This window comes from Mesorhizobium sp. M7A.F.Ca.US.011.01.1.1 (genome assembly GCF_003998295.1).
In the GTDB taxonomy this organism is placed as follows: domain Bacteria; phylum Pseudomonadota; class Alphaproteobacteria; order Rhizobiales; family Rhizobiaceae; genus Mesorhizobium.
The window spans coordinates 79,062-92,951 of sequence record NZ_RZRT01000005.1 but is presented as its reverse complement, the minus strand read 5'-3'; the positions used below and the strand labels follow the sequence as shown (position 1 = coordinate 92,951).

Below are 13,890 nucleotides of genomic sequence, written 5' to 3'. Positions count from 1 at the left end.
TCTAGTCGGAACAGAGTGCCATGTTTGAAGTCGGCTGGACCGAAATGCTGGTCATCGCGATCGTCATGATCGTGGTCGTCGGACCCAAGGATTTGCCCAATATGCTGCGCACCTTCGGCCGCACGACGGCGAAGCTGCGCGCCATGGCGTCCGATTTCCAGAAACAGTTCAACGAGGCGCTGAAGGAAGCCGAACTCGACGACGTCAAGAAGTCAGTCGACGAGCTCAGGGGTCTCAGCCCGATGGCCGAGATCAGGAAGCAGCTCAATCCGTTCGAACAGGCCGCGGCCGACGTTCGCTCCGGCGTGGATGCGGCGATGAAGCCGAAGCCGGCAGCCGATCCGGCAAGCTCTGTCGCATCGACCCCGCAGGCGGCCGAGCCGTTGAAGAACGGTGCAACGACCATGCCTGGCGTCAACGGGCCGGAAGCAGCGCCAGCAGCGCCGGTTTTTCCGGCAATGACCGACGAATCGGTGGTGACCTCGTCAGCGCCGGCGGAACCCGTTGCGGCACCGAAGGCGTCCGCGGCGAAGAAACTAACCAAGCCTGCACCGGCAAAAGCGACGCCGGCTGCAAAAGCTTCGGCAAATGGTGTAAAGGTTGCCGCGAAGGCAGCGTCTGCGTCCAAGACGCCGGCGAAGGCCGTGACAACGGCACAGCCTGAAACGCTCAGGGCCAAGACGCCCGCTGCGGCCAAGGCTATCGCGGCCAAGACTGTAGCGACCAAGACGGGGGCGAAAGCCGAACCGAAGCTTGCAGCGGTGAAGAAGCCGGTGGCCAAGAAGACGGCTGGAGCCGCCAAGTGAGCGTTTCGGACACCGAAAAGGACGAGATCGAGAAATCGTCGGCGCCGCTGATGGAGCATCTGATCGAGTTGCGCCGGCGGCTGATCTGGTCGCTGGGCGGCTTCTTCGTTGCCTTCCTGGTCTGTTTCTTCTTCGCCAAGAAACTGTTCAACCTCCTGGTCGTGCCGTTCAAATGGGCGACGCAATGGGCAGGGCTCGATCCGCACAAGGTCGAGCTGATCTACACGGCGCCGCAGGAATTCTTCTTCACCCAGGTCAAGCTCGCCATGTTTGGCGGCATGGTGATCGCCTTTCCGCTGATCGCCACGCAGATCTACAAGTTCATCGCGCCCGGCCTCTACAAGAACGAGCGCAACGCCTTTCTGCCGTTCCTGATCGCGTCGCCGATCCTGTTCCTGATGGGTGCATCGCTGGTCTATTTCTTCTTCACGCCGATGGTGATGTGGTTCTTCCTCGCCATGCAGCAGGCAGGCACCGACGATCAGGTGCAGATTTCGCTGCTGCCGAAAGTGTCGGAATATCTCAGCCTGATCATGACGCTGATCTTCTCCTTCGGCCTGGTGTTCCAGCTGCCGGTGGTGACCAGCCTGATGACGCGTGTCGGCATGCTGTCGTCCAAGGGGCTGGCCGAGAAACGCAAATGGGCGATCGTCATCGCCTTCGTCGTCGCAGCCGTGCTGACGCCGCCCGATCCGATGAGCCAGATCGGTCTGGCCATCCCGACCATTCTTCTCTACGAGGTCTCCATCTGGGCTGCCCGGCTGATCGAGCGCGATCAGGAAAAGCAGCGCGTGGCACGCGAGAAGCAGGACGCGGCGGACGAGGTGGCGGACAAAGCACCGGACGAGCCCCCGGCCCCCGCCTCCTCATAGGCAACAGAGCGGCTGCAGCGGCGGAAAAACATAGTCGTCGCCCCGCCCATCTTGCATCGATCTCGGATGCGGTTTACGCCCTCTGGCTGAAACGCATCGCGCTCAAAGCGATGCGTTTCAGTTTTGTTTTGAGCATGTCGTTGTCCCAAAATCGCTGTGCACTTTTGGGCGACATGCTACCCAGGAGCGTTCAAACCATGCTTGACATCAAATGGATTCGCGACAACCCGAAGGCCCTTGTCGAGGCGCTGGTGAAGCGCTCGTGGTCGGCCGGTGAGGCGCAGTCCATGGTCGACGGACTGATCGCCTCGGACGAGGCGCGGCGCGAGCACGTTACCGAACTGCAGACCAAGCAGGAGCGCCGCAATGCCGCGTCGAAGGAGATCGGTAACGCCATGCGTTCGGGCGATGCCGCCTTGGCCGAAAAGCTGAAAGCCGAAGTCGGCGAGATCAAGGTCTTCATCCAGAACGGCGAGGCGCGCGAACGCGAGCTCGACAAGGCGCTGACCGATGCGCTGGCAGTGCTTCCCAACGTGCCGTTCGACGACGTGCCTGTCGGCAAGGACGAGCACGACAATGTCGTCAAGCACCTCGTCGGCAAGGTGCCGACGCGGCCGAACTGGGTGAAGGAGCACTTTGAGATCGGCGAAGCGCTCGGCATGATGGATTTCGAGCGCGCGGCAAAGCTGTCGGGCTCGCGCTTTACGGTGCTGAAAAGCGGACTGGCCCGGATGGAACGTGCGCTCGGCCAGTTCATGCTGGACCTGCATACGACCGAACACGGCTACGAGGAAGTCATCCCGCCGTTGATGGTCAAGGACGATGTTCTGTTCGGCACCAACCAATTGCCTAAGTTCGAGGAAGATCTGTTCTTCACGCCGCACGGGGAGGGCAGGCTTGGCCTGATCCCGACCGCCGAGGTCCCACTCACCAACCTTGTGCGTGAAGAAATCACCGCGCATGAAAAACTGCCGCTGCGCTACACCGCGCTGACGCCGTGCTTCCGTTCGGAAGCGGGTTCGGCCGGGCGCGACACGCGCGGCATGCTGCGCCAGCATCAGTTCTACAAGGTCGAGCTGGTGTCGATCACCGATCAGGAATCGTCGTTTGCCGAGCACGAGCGGATGACGCAATGCGCCGAGGAAGTGCTGAAGCGGCTCGGCCTGCCGTTCCGCACCATGACGCTGTGCACTGGTGACATGGGGTTTGGTGCGCGCAAGACCTACGACATCGAGGTCTGGCTGCCCGGCCAGAACGCCTATCGCGAGATCTCGTCCTGCTCGGTGTGCGGCGATTTCCAGGCGCGCCGCATGGACGCGCGCTACAAGGACAAAGACGGCAAGGGCAACCGCTTCGTGCACACGCTCAACGGCTCGGGCACAGCCGTTGGCCGCGCGCTCATCGCCGTCATCGAAAACTACCAGAATGAAGATGGCAGCGTAACCATTCCTGAAGTGCTGCGGCCTTACATGGGCGGTCTGGAAAAGATCGAAGCGAAATAATGCGCATTCTCCTGACCAATGACGACGGCATTCATGCCGAGGGACTGGCGTCGCTCGAACGCGTCGCACGTACGCTGTCCGACGATGTCTGGGTGGTGGCGCCCGAGCAGGACCAGTCCGGCTATGCGCATTCGCTGTCGATCTCGGAGCCGCTGCGGCTGCGCAAGATTGGCGAGAAGCATTTTGCCGTGCGCGGCACGCCGACGGATTGCGTCATCATGGGCGTCAAGAAGATCCTGCCTGGCGCACCCGACCTGATCCTGTCCGGCATCAATTCGGGCGCCAACATCGCCGACGATGTCACCTATTCCGGCACCGTCGCCGGCGCCATGGAGGGTGCGCTGCTCGGCATCCGCTCGATCGCGCTCAGCCAGGGCTACAGCTATGTCGGCGAAGATCGCGTCGTGCCTTACGAGACGACAGAGGCGTTGGCGCCGGCGTTGCTGAAGAAACTTGTCGCGACGCCGTTGCCGGACGGCGTGCTGCTCAACGTCAATTTTCCCAATTGCACGCCCGAGGAGGTCGCCGGCACGGTGGTCACCTCGCAAGGCAAGCTGGTGCACAGCCTTTGGGTCGACGAGCGCCGCGACGGGCGCGGCCTGCCTTACTACTGGCTGCGCTTCGGCGGCGAGCCGGTCGAGGGCAAGCAAGGCACCGATCTCTACGCCTTGCGCAACAGGCTGGTGTCGGTGACGCCGCTGCAGCTCGACCTGACCGCGCATGAAATCCGTGACCAATTGAGCAAGGCGCTTGCATGAACCAGGGCCTCCCGATCGATGACCGCGAAGGTTTTGCTGCCTTTCTGCTGCGTCTGCGCGGTCGGGGGACTGTGCCGAAGGCGCTGATCGCGGCCTTCGAGGCGACGCCGCGGCGCGGCTTCCTGGCGGCCCAGTTCCATCAGATCGCCTGGTCGGACCGTATGCTGCCGATCGAATGCGGCGAGGCGATCGAAGGTGCCGACATGCAGGCGGCGGTGATCGCGGCGCTCGCTATCGAGCAGGGCAACCGCGTGCTCGAGATCGGCACCGGCTCGGGCTACACTTCGGCGGTGATGTCGCGGCTGGCGGCGCGGGTCATCACCACCGATCGCTACAAGACGCTCGCCGAGCAGGCGCGGCAGCGCTTCGAGGCGCTCGGCATCGGCAATGTGATCGTGCGCCACGCCGATGGTTCCGGCGGGCTGCCGAATGAAGGGCCATTTGACCGTATCGTCGCCTGGGCTGCCTTCGACAGCCTGCCGCGCTTCCTGCTCGACCAGTTGTCGAGCGGCGGTATCGTCATCGCTCCGATCGGCCCCGAAGAGGGCGAACAGGTGCTGGCCAAGCTGACCAAGGTTGGCAGCCGCTTCGAGCGTGAAGACATCGGCCTCGTTCGCCTGCAGCCGATCCTGCGCGGTATCGCCGCTGTCATCTAGCGCGTATGTCGATGTTCAGGCCACGCCGCGTCGGGTGCGCGCGCCGTCTTCGACCCCGGCCGGCATGACCTGAAAATCTCCCCTGGGCTCGCTCTCTAATATTTTAAGAAAAATTGCGTCGGATTCCATGGGGTTAACCGTCGAGTAACATTAACGCGCTTTAATCATGCCTAGTTTGTACCGGGTATGTGCGGGTTAGTGCGATGCAACTCAGTGTTTTGAAGACAAACGGTCGCAATCTGGCGCGAGGCTGCGCCATACTGATGGTCGCGGGTGCTGCTGCGGGGTGCAGTTCCCAGGTTTCGCGGTTCAATGGCGTCGACGACGTCTTTACATCCTCGACCAACAATCAGCGCGCCATCATCAACAAGCAGGATGCCGTACAGCAGCCCTATCCGGGCGATGTCGCGGCCGCTCCACTCGATGGCAGCCATACACAGTCGGTCAGCCGCTCCAGCCTCGAGCCGGTCTCGACGCGGCCGCTACCGCCGCCCGTGGCCCAGGCGCAGCAGGCTCCGGCGCCGGCATCGAAGCCGGTGCGCACCGCATTGGCCCCGTCACCGCATGTCGACAGGACCACGACCGGCACCGTCGCTCCGGCGGCGTCGCCTTTCAAGGTTTCGCAACCTGACGAACCCCGCGTGACAGCTTCCGGCACTCCGCATGCAACCGAGATCGTCGTCAGGGACGGCGAAACGATCGGCGGCCTAGCGCAGCGCTACAAGGTGCCGTCCGACGTGATCATGAAGGTCAACGGGCTGAGCGCGACCAAGGGGCTGAAGACAGGCCAGAAGCTGGTCATCCCGGCCTACGCCTATTCGAGCAAGAGCGAGCCGAAGCTCGCGGATGCCAAGCCGGCGAAAGACACCAAGCACAACCTGCCGGCCACCGCGCCGGAGAAGGTCGCCGTCCTGCCGCAGCAGCCGAAACTCAAGGAAGGCAAATCCGCTGCTCAGGTCGACACGTCGGCCGCAGCAAGCCAGCCCAAGGAACCCAAGCCGCAGGTGGCCAAGGCGACTGGCGCTGCTGGCACCTACACGGTGCAGTCGGGCGACACGCTTTCCTCGATTGCCAGGAAGACCGGCGTCGGCGCCACTGCGCTGAAGCAGGCCAACGGCATGAAGGATGGCTTGCTCAAGATCGGCCAGACGCTGAAGGTGCCGGCCGGTGGGAGCGCGACCGTCGCCGCCGCCAAGCCGGCCAAGGTCGATCCGGTGACGACGGCCACGACGCAGCCCGCGGCAAAGATCACGCCGTCGGAAACGCTGGCGTCCTACACGCCGCCGAAAAAGGATTCGAAGGTCATCCAGCAGGCCGAGGCCGACGATGCCGTCGCGCCAGACGCCACCGGCATAGGCAAGATGCGTTGGCCGGTGCGCGGCCGCGTGATCTCCGGTTTCGGTTCCGGCAAGGACGGCGTCGACATCGCCGTGCCGACGGGAACGCCGGTCAAGGCAGCCGAGAACGGTGTCGTCATCTATGCCGGCGACGGCCTCAAGGAATTCGGCAACACGGTGCTGGTGCGCCACGAGGATGGCCTGGTCACCGTCTACGGCCACGCCAGTTCGATCGAGGTGCAGCGCGGCCAGAAGGTCAAGCGCGGCCAGGAAATCGCGCTGTCGGGCATGAGCGGCACGACGGACTCGCCGAAGCTGCACTTCGAAGTGCGCAAGAACTCCGCCCCGGTCGATCCCTCCGGCTATCTCGAATAGTCGGGAGTTATCTCGAATAGAAGAAAAAAAGCAATTTGCGGGCCGTCTGACCTCCAGTCCGGCCCGCCGGCTCAGCCCGTTCCGAAAGGAGCGGGCTTTTTCAGTTGGTTGCGAGCGGATCAATCCTTGAGCGGTTTGCCGAGCCGGCCGGCCAGGTCCTGGGTGAACTGCCAGGCGACGCGACCTGAGCGGCTGCCGCGGGTGGTCGCCCATTCCAGCGCCTCGGCACGCAACTGCTCGGGATCGATGATCAGGCCATGGTGCCGGACATAGCCGTCGATCATGTCGAGATACTCGTCCTGCGAACATTTGTGGAAGCCGAGCCACAGCCCGAACCGGTCGGACAGCGACACTTTTTCCTCGACCGCCTCGGACGGGTTGATGGCGGTCGAGCGCTCGTTGTCGATCATGTCGCGGGGCAAAAGATGCCGGCGGTTCGAGGTGGCATAGAAGATGACATTGGCGGGGCGGCCCTCGACGCCGCCTTCGAGCGCTGCCTTGAGCGATTTGTAGGAGGTGTCGTCATGGTCGAAGGAGAGGTCGTCGCAAAACAGGATAAAGCGGAAGGGCGCCGCCTTGAGTAATCCCATCAGCTTCGGCAGCGTGTCGATGTCCTCGCGGTGGATTTCGATCAGCTTCAACGGCAGGTCGGACTTGGTCCTGGCGTTGATCTGGGCATGCACGGCCTTGACCAGCGACGATTTGCCCATGCCGCGCGCGCCCCACAACAATACGTTGTTGGCCGGATAGCCGCCAGCGAAGCGTTGGGTGTTGTCGACAAGGATGTCGCGGACGCGGTCGACGCCACGGATCAGGCCGATGTCGACGCGGTTAACCTTGCGCACCGGCTCCAGATAGCCCGGATCGGCCTGCCAGACGAAACAATCGGCCTCGCCGAGGTCGGTTTGGGGCACCGACGGCGGGGCAAGGCGGCTCACCGCCTCGATCAGCCGGTCGAGTTTCTGGTTCAGGGCTTCAATGCTGCTGTCGGTCATGGTTGTCTTTTGTTTTCGCGTTTTTGACGTGTGGGGGCGTGAAGCTGGCCGATTCCGTCTGATACAAAACCGGTTGCAACCTTTTGTTCGAGCGTGATCTTTTCCAAAAACCGGCTCGCGCTTTCCGCGATCCTGCTCTAACACGGCTCAACAGGCCGGAAAAGCAGCCGATTTGGCCGGCCGCGCAGTTGCATTGACAACTTTACCGACTATATTCCGGCCAAATTTCAAGGAGCCGCCAAATTGGCGGCTGTTTTCAAAATTCAGGAGTACCTCGATGTTCGTGACACCGGCATACGCCCAAGGCGTCGGCGCTTCTCCCGACATGTTCATCAGCATTTTGCCGTTTGTCCTGATTTTCGTGATCATGTATTTTCTGATCATCCGGCCGCAGCGCACGCAGCTGAAGAAGCGCGGCGAGATGCTGGCCGCGGTCCGTCGCGGCGACACGGTCGTCACCGGCGGCGGCTTCGTCGGCAAGGTGACCAAGGTGATCGACGACAACGAGCTCGAGATCGACCTCGGCGGTGGCATGAAGGTGACGGCGCTGCGTTCCACGATCGCCGATGTGCGCGTCAAGGGCGAGCCGGTGGCCAACCAGAACGCCAAGAAATAATCCAATTTTAGGCGGAGCGATCCGCGGACACGCTCTGACGGACGACGCCATATGTTGTATTTCTCGCGCTTCAAGATGATCCTGATCTGGGTGGCCGTGGCCATCACGGTGATCCTCGCCGCGCCCAATCTCATCCCAGCAAGCACCTTGGCCCAACTGCCCAGCTGGGTGCCGAAGCGTCAGATGACACTCGGCCTCGATCTGCAGGGCGGCTCGCACATCCTGCTGGAGATGAACCAGAACGATCTGATCAAGGACCGGTTGGAGACGACGCGCGACGAGATCCGCACGCTGCTGCGCGACGCCAAGATTGGCTATACCGGACTTGCCGGCACGGGGCGGACCCTGCAGGTCCGCATCACCGATCCCGCCCAGATCGATGCCGCCAAGGCGGCGCTGAAGACGCTGACCGATCCGGTCGCCGCCGGCCTGTTCACCGGCGGCTCCATCCAGGAAATGACGCTCGACGATTCCGAGCCCGGCCTGCTCAAGTTCAACGTCACCGACGCCGGCATCAAATATCGCACATCGACGGCGCTGACGCAGTCGATCGAGGTGGTCGAGCGCCGCGTCAACGAACTGGGCACGACCGAACCTATCGTGCAGCGACAGGGCGACGACCGTATCCTTGTGCAGGTGCCGGGTCTTCAGGATCCGCAAAGGCTGAAGGAAATCCTTGGCCAGACCGCCAAGCTGACTTTCCAGATGGTCGACCAGTCGATGCCGGTGCAGGACGCGCTCAATGGCCGTCCGCCAGCCGGCTCGTCGGTGCTGTACTCGCAGGACGATCCGCCGGTCCCCTATCTGATCGAAAACCGCGTCATCGTCTCGGGCGAAAACCTCGTTGACGCACAGGCGACATACAATTCGCAGAACAACGAGCCGGTGGTGTCGTTCCGCTTTGATTCGAAGGGGGCGGCGCGCTTCGGCCAGGCCACTGCGCAGAATGTCGGCAAGCTGTTCGCCATCATCCTCGACAACCAGGTGATTTCGGCGCCGCAGATCCGCGAGCCGATCCTCGGCGGCACCGGTCAGATCTCCGGCAATTTTACCGCCCAGAGCGCCAATGACCTTGCGGTGCTGCTGCGCGCCGGTGCGTTGCCCGCAACGCTTACGGTCATCGAAGAACGCACGGTGGGTCCGGGCCTTGGCCAGGATTCGATCCATGCCGGCAAGGTCGCCGGCATCATCGGTTCTATCCTCGTCGTCGCCTTCATGTTCGTCGCCTACGGCTTCCTTGGCTTCCTGGCCAACATCGCGCTGGCGGTGCACGTGGCGATGATCGTCGGCGTGCTCTCGTTGCTTGGCGCGACACTGACCTTGCCTGGTATCGCCGGTATCGTGCTGACCATCGGCATGGCGGTCGATTCCAACGTGCTGATCTACGAACGCATCCGCGAGGAGCGACGCGCCGGCCGCTCCGTGATCCAGGCGATCGATACCGGTTTCACCAAGGCGCTGGCGACCATCGTCGATTCCAACATCACTTCGCTGATCGCCACCGTGGTGCTGTTCTATCTCGGTACCGGGCCGGTGAAGGGCTTTGCCATCACCTACGCCATCGGCATCCTGACGACCGTGTTCACCGCTTTCACCTTCACCCGGCTGCTGGTCTCCATCTGGTTGCGCCGGGCTCGCCCGAAGGAATTGCCGCGCGCGCCGGTGACCTTCGTCCCGCCCGGCACGAAAATTCCGTTCATGGGCATCCGTCGCTGGACGTTCACGCTGTCAAGCGCACTGTCGATCCTCTCGGTGGTGATGTTCATGACCGTCGGCATCAATTACGGCATCGATTTCAAGGGCGGTTCGCTGATCGAGGTGCAGGCCAAGAGCGGCAATGCCGACCTCGCCGACCTCCGCTCGCGCCTGACCGAACTCAACATCGGCGAAGTCCAGGTCCAGCAGTTCGGTACGCCCAACGACGTGTTGATCCGCGTCGGCACGCAGGATGGCGGCGAGAATGCCGAGCAGACCGTCATCGACAAGGTGCGCGGCGAACTGCAGGACAATTATGACTTCCGCCGCGTGGAAGTGGTGGGACCGACAGTCTCCGGAGAACTCGCCAAGCAAGGCACGATCGCCATGCTGATCGCGCTGCTCGGCATTCTGATCTATGTCTGGTTCCGCTTCGAATGGCAGTTCGCGGTCGGCGCCATCGTGGCGACGGTGCACGATGTGGTCATGACACTTGGCTTCTTCGTCATCACCGGGCTGGAGTTCAACCAGTCGTCACTGGCGGCGATCCTGACCATCATCGGCTATTCGCTGAACGACACGATCGTGGTCTATGACCGTGTTCGCGAGGATCTGCGAAAATACAAGCGGATGCCGCTGCCGCAACTGTTGAACAACGCCATCAACGAGACTCTGTCGAGGACGACACTGACATCGGTGACGACGATCCTGGCGCTGTTGGCGCTGGTGCTGTTCGGCGGCGAGGTGATCCGCTCGTTCACCATGGCTATGCTGTTCGGCGTCGTCTTCGGCACCTATTCGTCGATCTTCATCGCCGCACCGCTGCTGATCCTGTTCAAGTTGCGGCCGCAGGCAACTGCCGACGAGGAGAAGCCGGTCAATGGCGGCAAGGCGGTCGCGACCTGACGCGCCGCCCCGAAGGGATGACAGAACGATGACCAGCAAAGGCATCGTCATCCGCGAGGCGCATTTTCCGGGCCGCGCGCCGATCGAAGCCTATGGCAATGGCGGGTTCCGCTTTGCCGACATGTCGCATCGCGGTTCGCTCATGTGCCTGCCATCCGGCATCCATGGTTGGGAACCGGCTGATCCCCTGGCGCTGACGGTGGCGGATTTCGACAGGCTGCTGGCTGAGGCCGACAAGGTCGAAATCCTGCTGGTCGGCATGGGCAGGGATCTCAGGCCATTGCCCGCCGCATTGCGGGCCGCGCTGAAGGCCGCCGGCATTGCATCCGACCCGATGTCGACGGGGGCCGCGGTGCGGACCTACAATGTCCTTCTGGCGGAAGAGCGCGCGGTGGCCGCGGCGCTCATTGCCGTCGATTGACATGTCTCGAAGCGCTGAAATCGTCATGGACGCGGTGCGCGCCACCGACCATGACCGCTATCTGACCGCGCTCTATGCAACGGCGGACAAGCGCGACGCGCTGTTTTCGCTCTATGCCTTCAATGCCGAGATCGCAGGCATTCGCGATCGCATCCATGAAGCGCTGCCGGGCGAAGTGCGGCTGCAGTGGTGGCGCGATGTTATTGCCGCCGGCGACGAGGCCGGCGCCGGCCATCCCACTGCCGAAGCCTTGAACGCCACGATAGCGACGTTCGGCCTCCCGGAGCCGGCCTTCGAGAACATGCTCGATGCGCGCATCTTCGACCTCTACGACGACCCGATGCCGTCGCGCACCGATCTGGAAGGCTATTGCGGCGAGACGGCCGCAGCACTCATCCAGCTTGCGGCGATGGTGCTCGATCCCGTCGAGGCGCCGCGCTTTGCCGATCTGGCGGGCAGGGCAGGCTGTGCGCAGGCGATGACCGGTCTGCTGCTGCTGTTGCCGCTGCATCGCCGGCGCGGACAGTGTTTTGTCCCGGCCGATATCCTTGCAGCGGCCGGCTCTTCGCCGCAGGAGTTCGTTGCCGGTGATGGCGGACCCGGCGCCAAACGCGCGGTGGCGGCGATGATGGCGCTGGCACGGGAACATCTTTCCGCCTTCGAGCGAGGCGCATCGGCTCTGCCTGTATCGCTGCGTCCGGCATTCCTGCCGCTTGCCCTGTCACGTGCCTATCTCGGCAAGATGGAGAATGGTTCGCCGCTCGAAGGCGTGGCGCGGCTGTCGGCCTTGCGCCGGCATTGGCTGCTGCTGCGTCGCGCGAGCAAGGGTTGGCCGGCACTTTGACGTAAACGTCAATCATGTTAAGACGTCCCGGCGCCAAACTGTTGCCGAAGACAACAGGCCCGCCGGGAGGAGATGCGATGCGCAGAACGAACTTCAGCGCGACGTCAGGACTTCCGCTGGCCTCGACTATATGTCTGAAAATGTTGGCCAGATCATTTCTGGCATCTTCACGATACTCGACCTCAAGCCGCCGAATCATCAGCACGGCTCGAATACTGGGCGAAGAGTCCCCGGAGGTGAGTGCGAACCTCTTCTCCCGAATGGCCCGGCCTTGTATTCTCGATCGACGCCTTCACCCGGGTTCTGATCGACGCAATGCGCTCGGCATGCTCTTCCTCTTCGCGCTGGAAGGCGCGAAGGGCTGCACGGATGACCTCGCTGGCCGATCCGAAGGAGCCATCTTCGACCTTTTCGCGGATCATGCGCGCCATGGCTGAAGTGACGGTGACCGATAGTTTCTCGGCGGATTCCATGGCTGTCTCTCTTAGGCAAGAAGTGGGATAGTATCCTACTTGACGCCTAAGGTCCAATCAGAGAGGAAGCTGGCTACTCTGCAGCTTCGGCCGTTTCCGTTTGCACCGGCAGTCCCAGCCATTGCCTACAATCGGCACGTGCGCGCGATGTGATGGCATGCCGCTTGGCGACAGTCTTGTCCTTGCCGCGCATGCGTTTGCCTTCGGTCTTCGGCGCCTCCACAGGCGGGAACAGGCCGAAATTGACGTTCATCGGCTGGAAAGAGCGCTTTCCCGGCTCGTCATCCGAAACGATGTGGCCGCCTGTGATGTGGTTGAGCAGCGCGCCGAAGGCCGTGGTCAGCGGCGGCAGCGACGGCGCATGGCCGAGCCTTTCCGCGGCGGCGAAACGGCCGGCGAGCAGGCCGATCGCGGCACTTTCGACATAGCCTTCGCAGCCGGTGATCTGGCCGGCGAAACGCAGGCCAGGGCGCGACTTCAACTGCAGCGAAGCGTCGAGCAAGGTCGGCGAGTTGATGTAGGTGTTGCGGTGCAGGCCGCCGAGGCGGGCGAAATCGGCGTTTTCGAGACCCGGTATGGTGCGGAACACGCGCACCTGCTCGGCATGCTTCAGCTTGGTCTGGAAGCCGACCATGTTATAGAGCGTGCCCAGCGCATTGTCCTGCCGCAGCTGGACGACGGCATAGGCCTTCACCGTCGGATTGTGTGCATTGGTCAGCCCCATCGGCTTCATCGGGCCGTAACGGAGCGTCTCGACGCCGCGTTCGGCCATGATCTCAATCGGCAGGCAGCCGTCGAAATAGGGCGTGCCTTCCCATTGCTTGAATTCGGTTTTCTGGCCGTCGACCAGCGCCTGAACGAAGGCAAGGTACTGGTCCTTGTCCATCGGGCAGTTGATGTAGTCCTTACCGGTGCCGCCGGGCCCGACCTTGTCGTAGCGCGACTGGAACCAGCAGGTATCCATGTCGATCGTGTCGAAATGGACGATTGGCGCGATGGCGTCGAAGAAGGCGAGCGCATCGGCGCCGGTCGCTTCCGCGATCGACTGGGCAAGCCCGGGGGCGGTCAACGGACCCGTGGCAACGATCGCCTGGTCCCAATCCGCCGGCGGCAGGCCCGGCACTTCCTCGCGCTGGATTGATATCAGCGGGTGCGCTTCAAGCCTTTTCGTCACCGCGTCGGCAAATCCGTCGCGGTCGACGGCAAGCGCGCCGCCAGCAGGCACCTGGTTGGCGTCGCCGGCGCTCATGATCAGCGAGCCGGCCAGCCGCATCTCGGCATGCAACAGGCCGACGGCATTGTTGTCGGCGTCGTCGGAGCGGAAGGAGTTCGAACAGACCAGCTCGGCCAGGCTATCGGTCTTGTGCGCATCGGTGCCGCGAACGGGCCGCATTTCATGCAGGATGACGGGCACGCCGGCCTCGGCTGCCTGCCATGCGGCTTCGGAACCGGCGAGGCCGCCGCCGATGATGTGGATTGGGTTTTTGCTCATGAACGCCGGAATAATCGCTTGGTGCGGCGATTGCAATTGCCGTGCGCGGTGCGGAGCAAACAGCTGCTGATCGGAGCGCCCCTGAAAACAACAACACCCGCCGGGGGAGGAGGTCCGGCGGGTGTCGTTTTTGGGGTCGACC

13 protein-coding genes are annotated in these 13,890 nt (G+C 63.0%); 10 read left to right on the top strand and 3 right to left on the bottom strand.

Going from position 1 to position 13,890, the window contains the following annotated elements; genetic code table 11:
* Positions 1-20 precede the first annotated feature (20 nt).
* The 6 genes from tatB to EOA13_RS08950 all read left to right on the top strand — a co-directional run bounded on the left by tatB (position 21) and on the right by EOA13_RS08950 (position 6,306).
* A complete protein-coding gene (gene tatB / locus EOA13_RS08975) occupies positions 21-806 on the top strand; it encodes a Sec-independent protein translocase protein TatB (protein ID WP_127291522.1) in 786 nt (261 codons plus the stop codon).
* Positions 803-1,678 (top strand): twin-arginine translocase subunit TatC, encoded by an 876-nt coding sequence (gene tatC, locus EOA13_RS08970; RefSeq protein ID WP_127291519.1) that lies wholly within the window; start codon positions 803-805, stop codon positions 1,676-1,678. The genes tatB and tatC overlap by 4 nt, the downstream gene beginning before the upstream one ends.
* Before the next feature lie 197 nt (positions 1,679-1,875).
* On the top strand, positions 1,876-3,180 hold the full coding sequence (gene serS / locus EOA13_RS08965; RefSeq protein WP_127291517.1) for a serine--tRNA ligase: 1,305 nt from the start codon (positions 1,876-1,878) through the stop codon (positions 3,178-3,180).
* A complete protein-coding gene (surE, locus tag EOA13_RS08960) occupies positions 3,180-3,938 on the top strand; it encodes a 5'/3'-nucleotidase SurE (RefSeq protein ID WP_127291515.1) in 759 nt (252 codons plus the stop codon). The genes serS and surE overlap by 1 nt, the downstream gene beginning before the upstream one ends.
* Entirely contained in the window at positions 3,935-4,594 is a 660-nt protein-coding gene (locus EOA13_RS08955) for a protein-L-isoaspartate(D-aspartate) O-methyltransferase (protein ID WP_127291513.1), read from the top strand. The genes surE and EOA13_RS08955 overlap by 4 nt, the downstream gene beginning before the upstream one ends.
* A gap of 203 nt (positions 4,595-4,797) precedes the next feature.
* Complete coding sequence (locus EOA13_RS08950) at positions 4,798-6,306, top strand: peptidoglycan DD-metalloendopeptidase family protein (RefSeq protein ID WP_127291510.1); 1,509 nt, start codon at positions 4,798-4,800, stop codon at positions 6,304-6,306.
* Between the two features lie 119 nt (positions 6,307-6,425).
* On the opposite strand, the gene EOA13_RS08945 is transcribed toward EOA13_RS08950, so the two are convergent.
* Complete coding sequence (locus EOA13_RS08945) at positions 6,426-7,301, bottom strand: ATP-binding protein (protein ID WP_127291507.1); 876 nt, start codon at positions 7,299-7,301, stop codon at positions 6,426-6,428.
* 277 nt (positions 7,302-7,578) lie between these two features.
* Between EOA13_RS08945 and yajC the strand changes: the two genes are divergently transcribed.
* Genes yajC through EOA13_RS08925 form a run of 4 tightly spaced genes read left to right on the top strand, consistent with a single transcriptional unit; the run spans position 7,579 to position 11,783 of the window.
* Complete coding sequence (gene yajC / locus EOA13_RS08940; RefSeq protein WP_023812178.1) at positions 7,579-7,917, top strand: preprotein translocase subunit YajC; 339 nt, start codon at positions 7,579-7,581, stop codon at positions 7,915-7,917.
* Between the two features lie 51 nt (positions 7,918-7,968).
* A complete protein-coding gene (secDF, locus tag EOA13_RS08935) occupies positions 7,969-10,518 on the top strand; it encodes a protein translocase subunit SecDF (protein ID WP_127291505.1) in 2,550 nt (849 codons plus the stop codon).
* A 28-nt stretch (positions 10,519-10,546) separates the two neighbouring features.
* Positions 10,547-10,939, top strand: coding sequence for an Mth938-like domain-containing protein (locus EOA13_RS08930; protein ID WP_023812175.1), 393 nt, complete (start codon positions 10,547-10,549; stop codon positions 10,937-10,939).
* A gap of 1 nt (position 10,940) precedes the next feature.
* Positions 10,941-11,783, top strand: a complete 843-nt coding sequence (locus tag EOA13_RS08925) for a phytoene/squalene synthase family protein (protein ID WP_164780030.1) — start codon at positions 10,941-10,943, stop codon at positions 11,781-11,783.
* 182 nt (positions 11,784-11,965) lie between these two features.
* Here the strand turns inward: EOA13_RS08925 and EOA13_RS08915 are convergent, their stop codons facing one another.
* Together EOA13_RS08915 and trmFO are read right to left on the bottom strand one after the other, a co-directional pair.
* A complete protein-coding gene (locus tag EOA13_RS08915; RefSeq protein ID WP_245490335.1) occupies positions 11,966-12,256 on the bottom strand; it encodes a type II toxin-antitoxin system ParD family antitoxin in 291 nt (96 codons plus the stop codon).
* A gap of 73 nt (positions 12,257-12,329) precedes the next feature.
* Positions 12,330-13,748, bottom strand: a complete 1,419-nt coding sequence (gene trmFO / locus EOA13_RS08910; RefSeq protein ID WP_127291503.1) for a methylenetetrahydrofolate--tRNA-(uracil(54)-C(5))-methyltransferase (FADH(2)-oxidizing) TrmFO — start codon at positions 13,746-13,748, stop codon at positions 12,330-12,332.
* Positions 13,749-13,890: the final 142 nt, after the last annotated feature.

Coding starts and splice junctions, on each gene's coding strand:
- EOA13_RS08955 (WP_127291513.1), top strand. CDS start 3,935: ATGAACCAGGGCCTCCCGATCGATGACCGCGAAGGTTTTGCTGCCTTT.
- EOA13_RS08930 (WP_023812175.1), top strand. CDS start 10,547: ATGACCAGCAAAGGCATCGTCATCCGCGAGGCGCATTTTCCGGGCCGC.
- trmFO (WP_127291503.1), bottom strand. CDS start 13,748: ATGAGCAAAAACCCAATCCACATCATCGGCGGCGGCCTCGCCGGTTCC.
- tatB (WP_127291522.1), top strand. CDS start 21: ATGTTTGAAGTCGGCTGGACCGAAATGCTGGTCATCGCGATCGTCATG.
- yajC (WP_023812178.1), top strand. CDS start 7,579: ATGTTCGTGACACCGGCATACGCCCAAGGCGTCGGCGCTTCTCCCGAC.
- EOA13_RS08925 (WP_164780030.1), top strand. CDS start 10,941: ATGTCTCGAAGCGCTGAAATCGTCATGGACGCGGTGCGCGCCACCGAC.
- surE (WP_127291515.1), top strand. CDS start 3,180: ATGCGCATTCTCCTGACCAATGACGACGGCATTCATGCCGAGGGACTG.
- EOA13_RS08950 (WP_127291510.1), top strand. CDS start 4,798: ATGCAACTCAGTGTTTTGAAGACAAACGGTCGCAATCTGGCGCGAGGC.
- EOA13_RS08945 (WP_127291507.1), bottom strand. CDS start 7,301: ATGACCGACAGCAGCATTGAAGCCCTGAACCAGAAACTCGACCGGCTG.
- EOA13_RS08915 (WP_245490335.1), bottom strand. CDS start 12,256: ATGGAATCCGCCGAGAAACTATCGGTCACCGTCACTTCAGCCATGGCG.
- serS (WP_127291517.1), top strand. CDS start 1,876: ATGCTTGACATCAAATGGATTCGCGACAACCCGAAGGCCCTTGTCGAG.
- secDF (WP_127291505.1), top strand. CDS start 7,969: ATGTTGTATTTCTCGCGCTTCAAGATGATCCTGATCTGGGTGGCCGTG.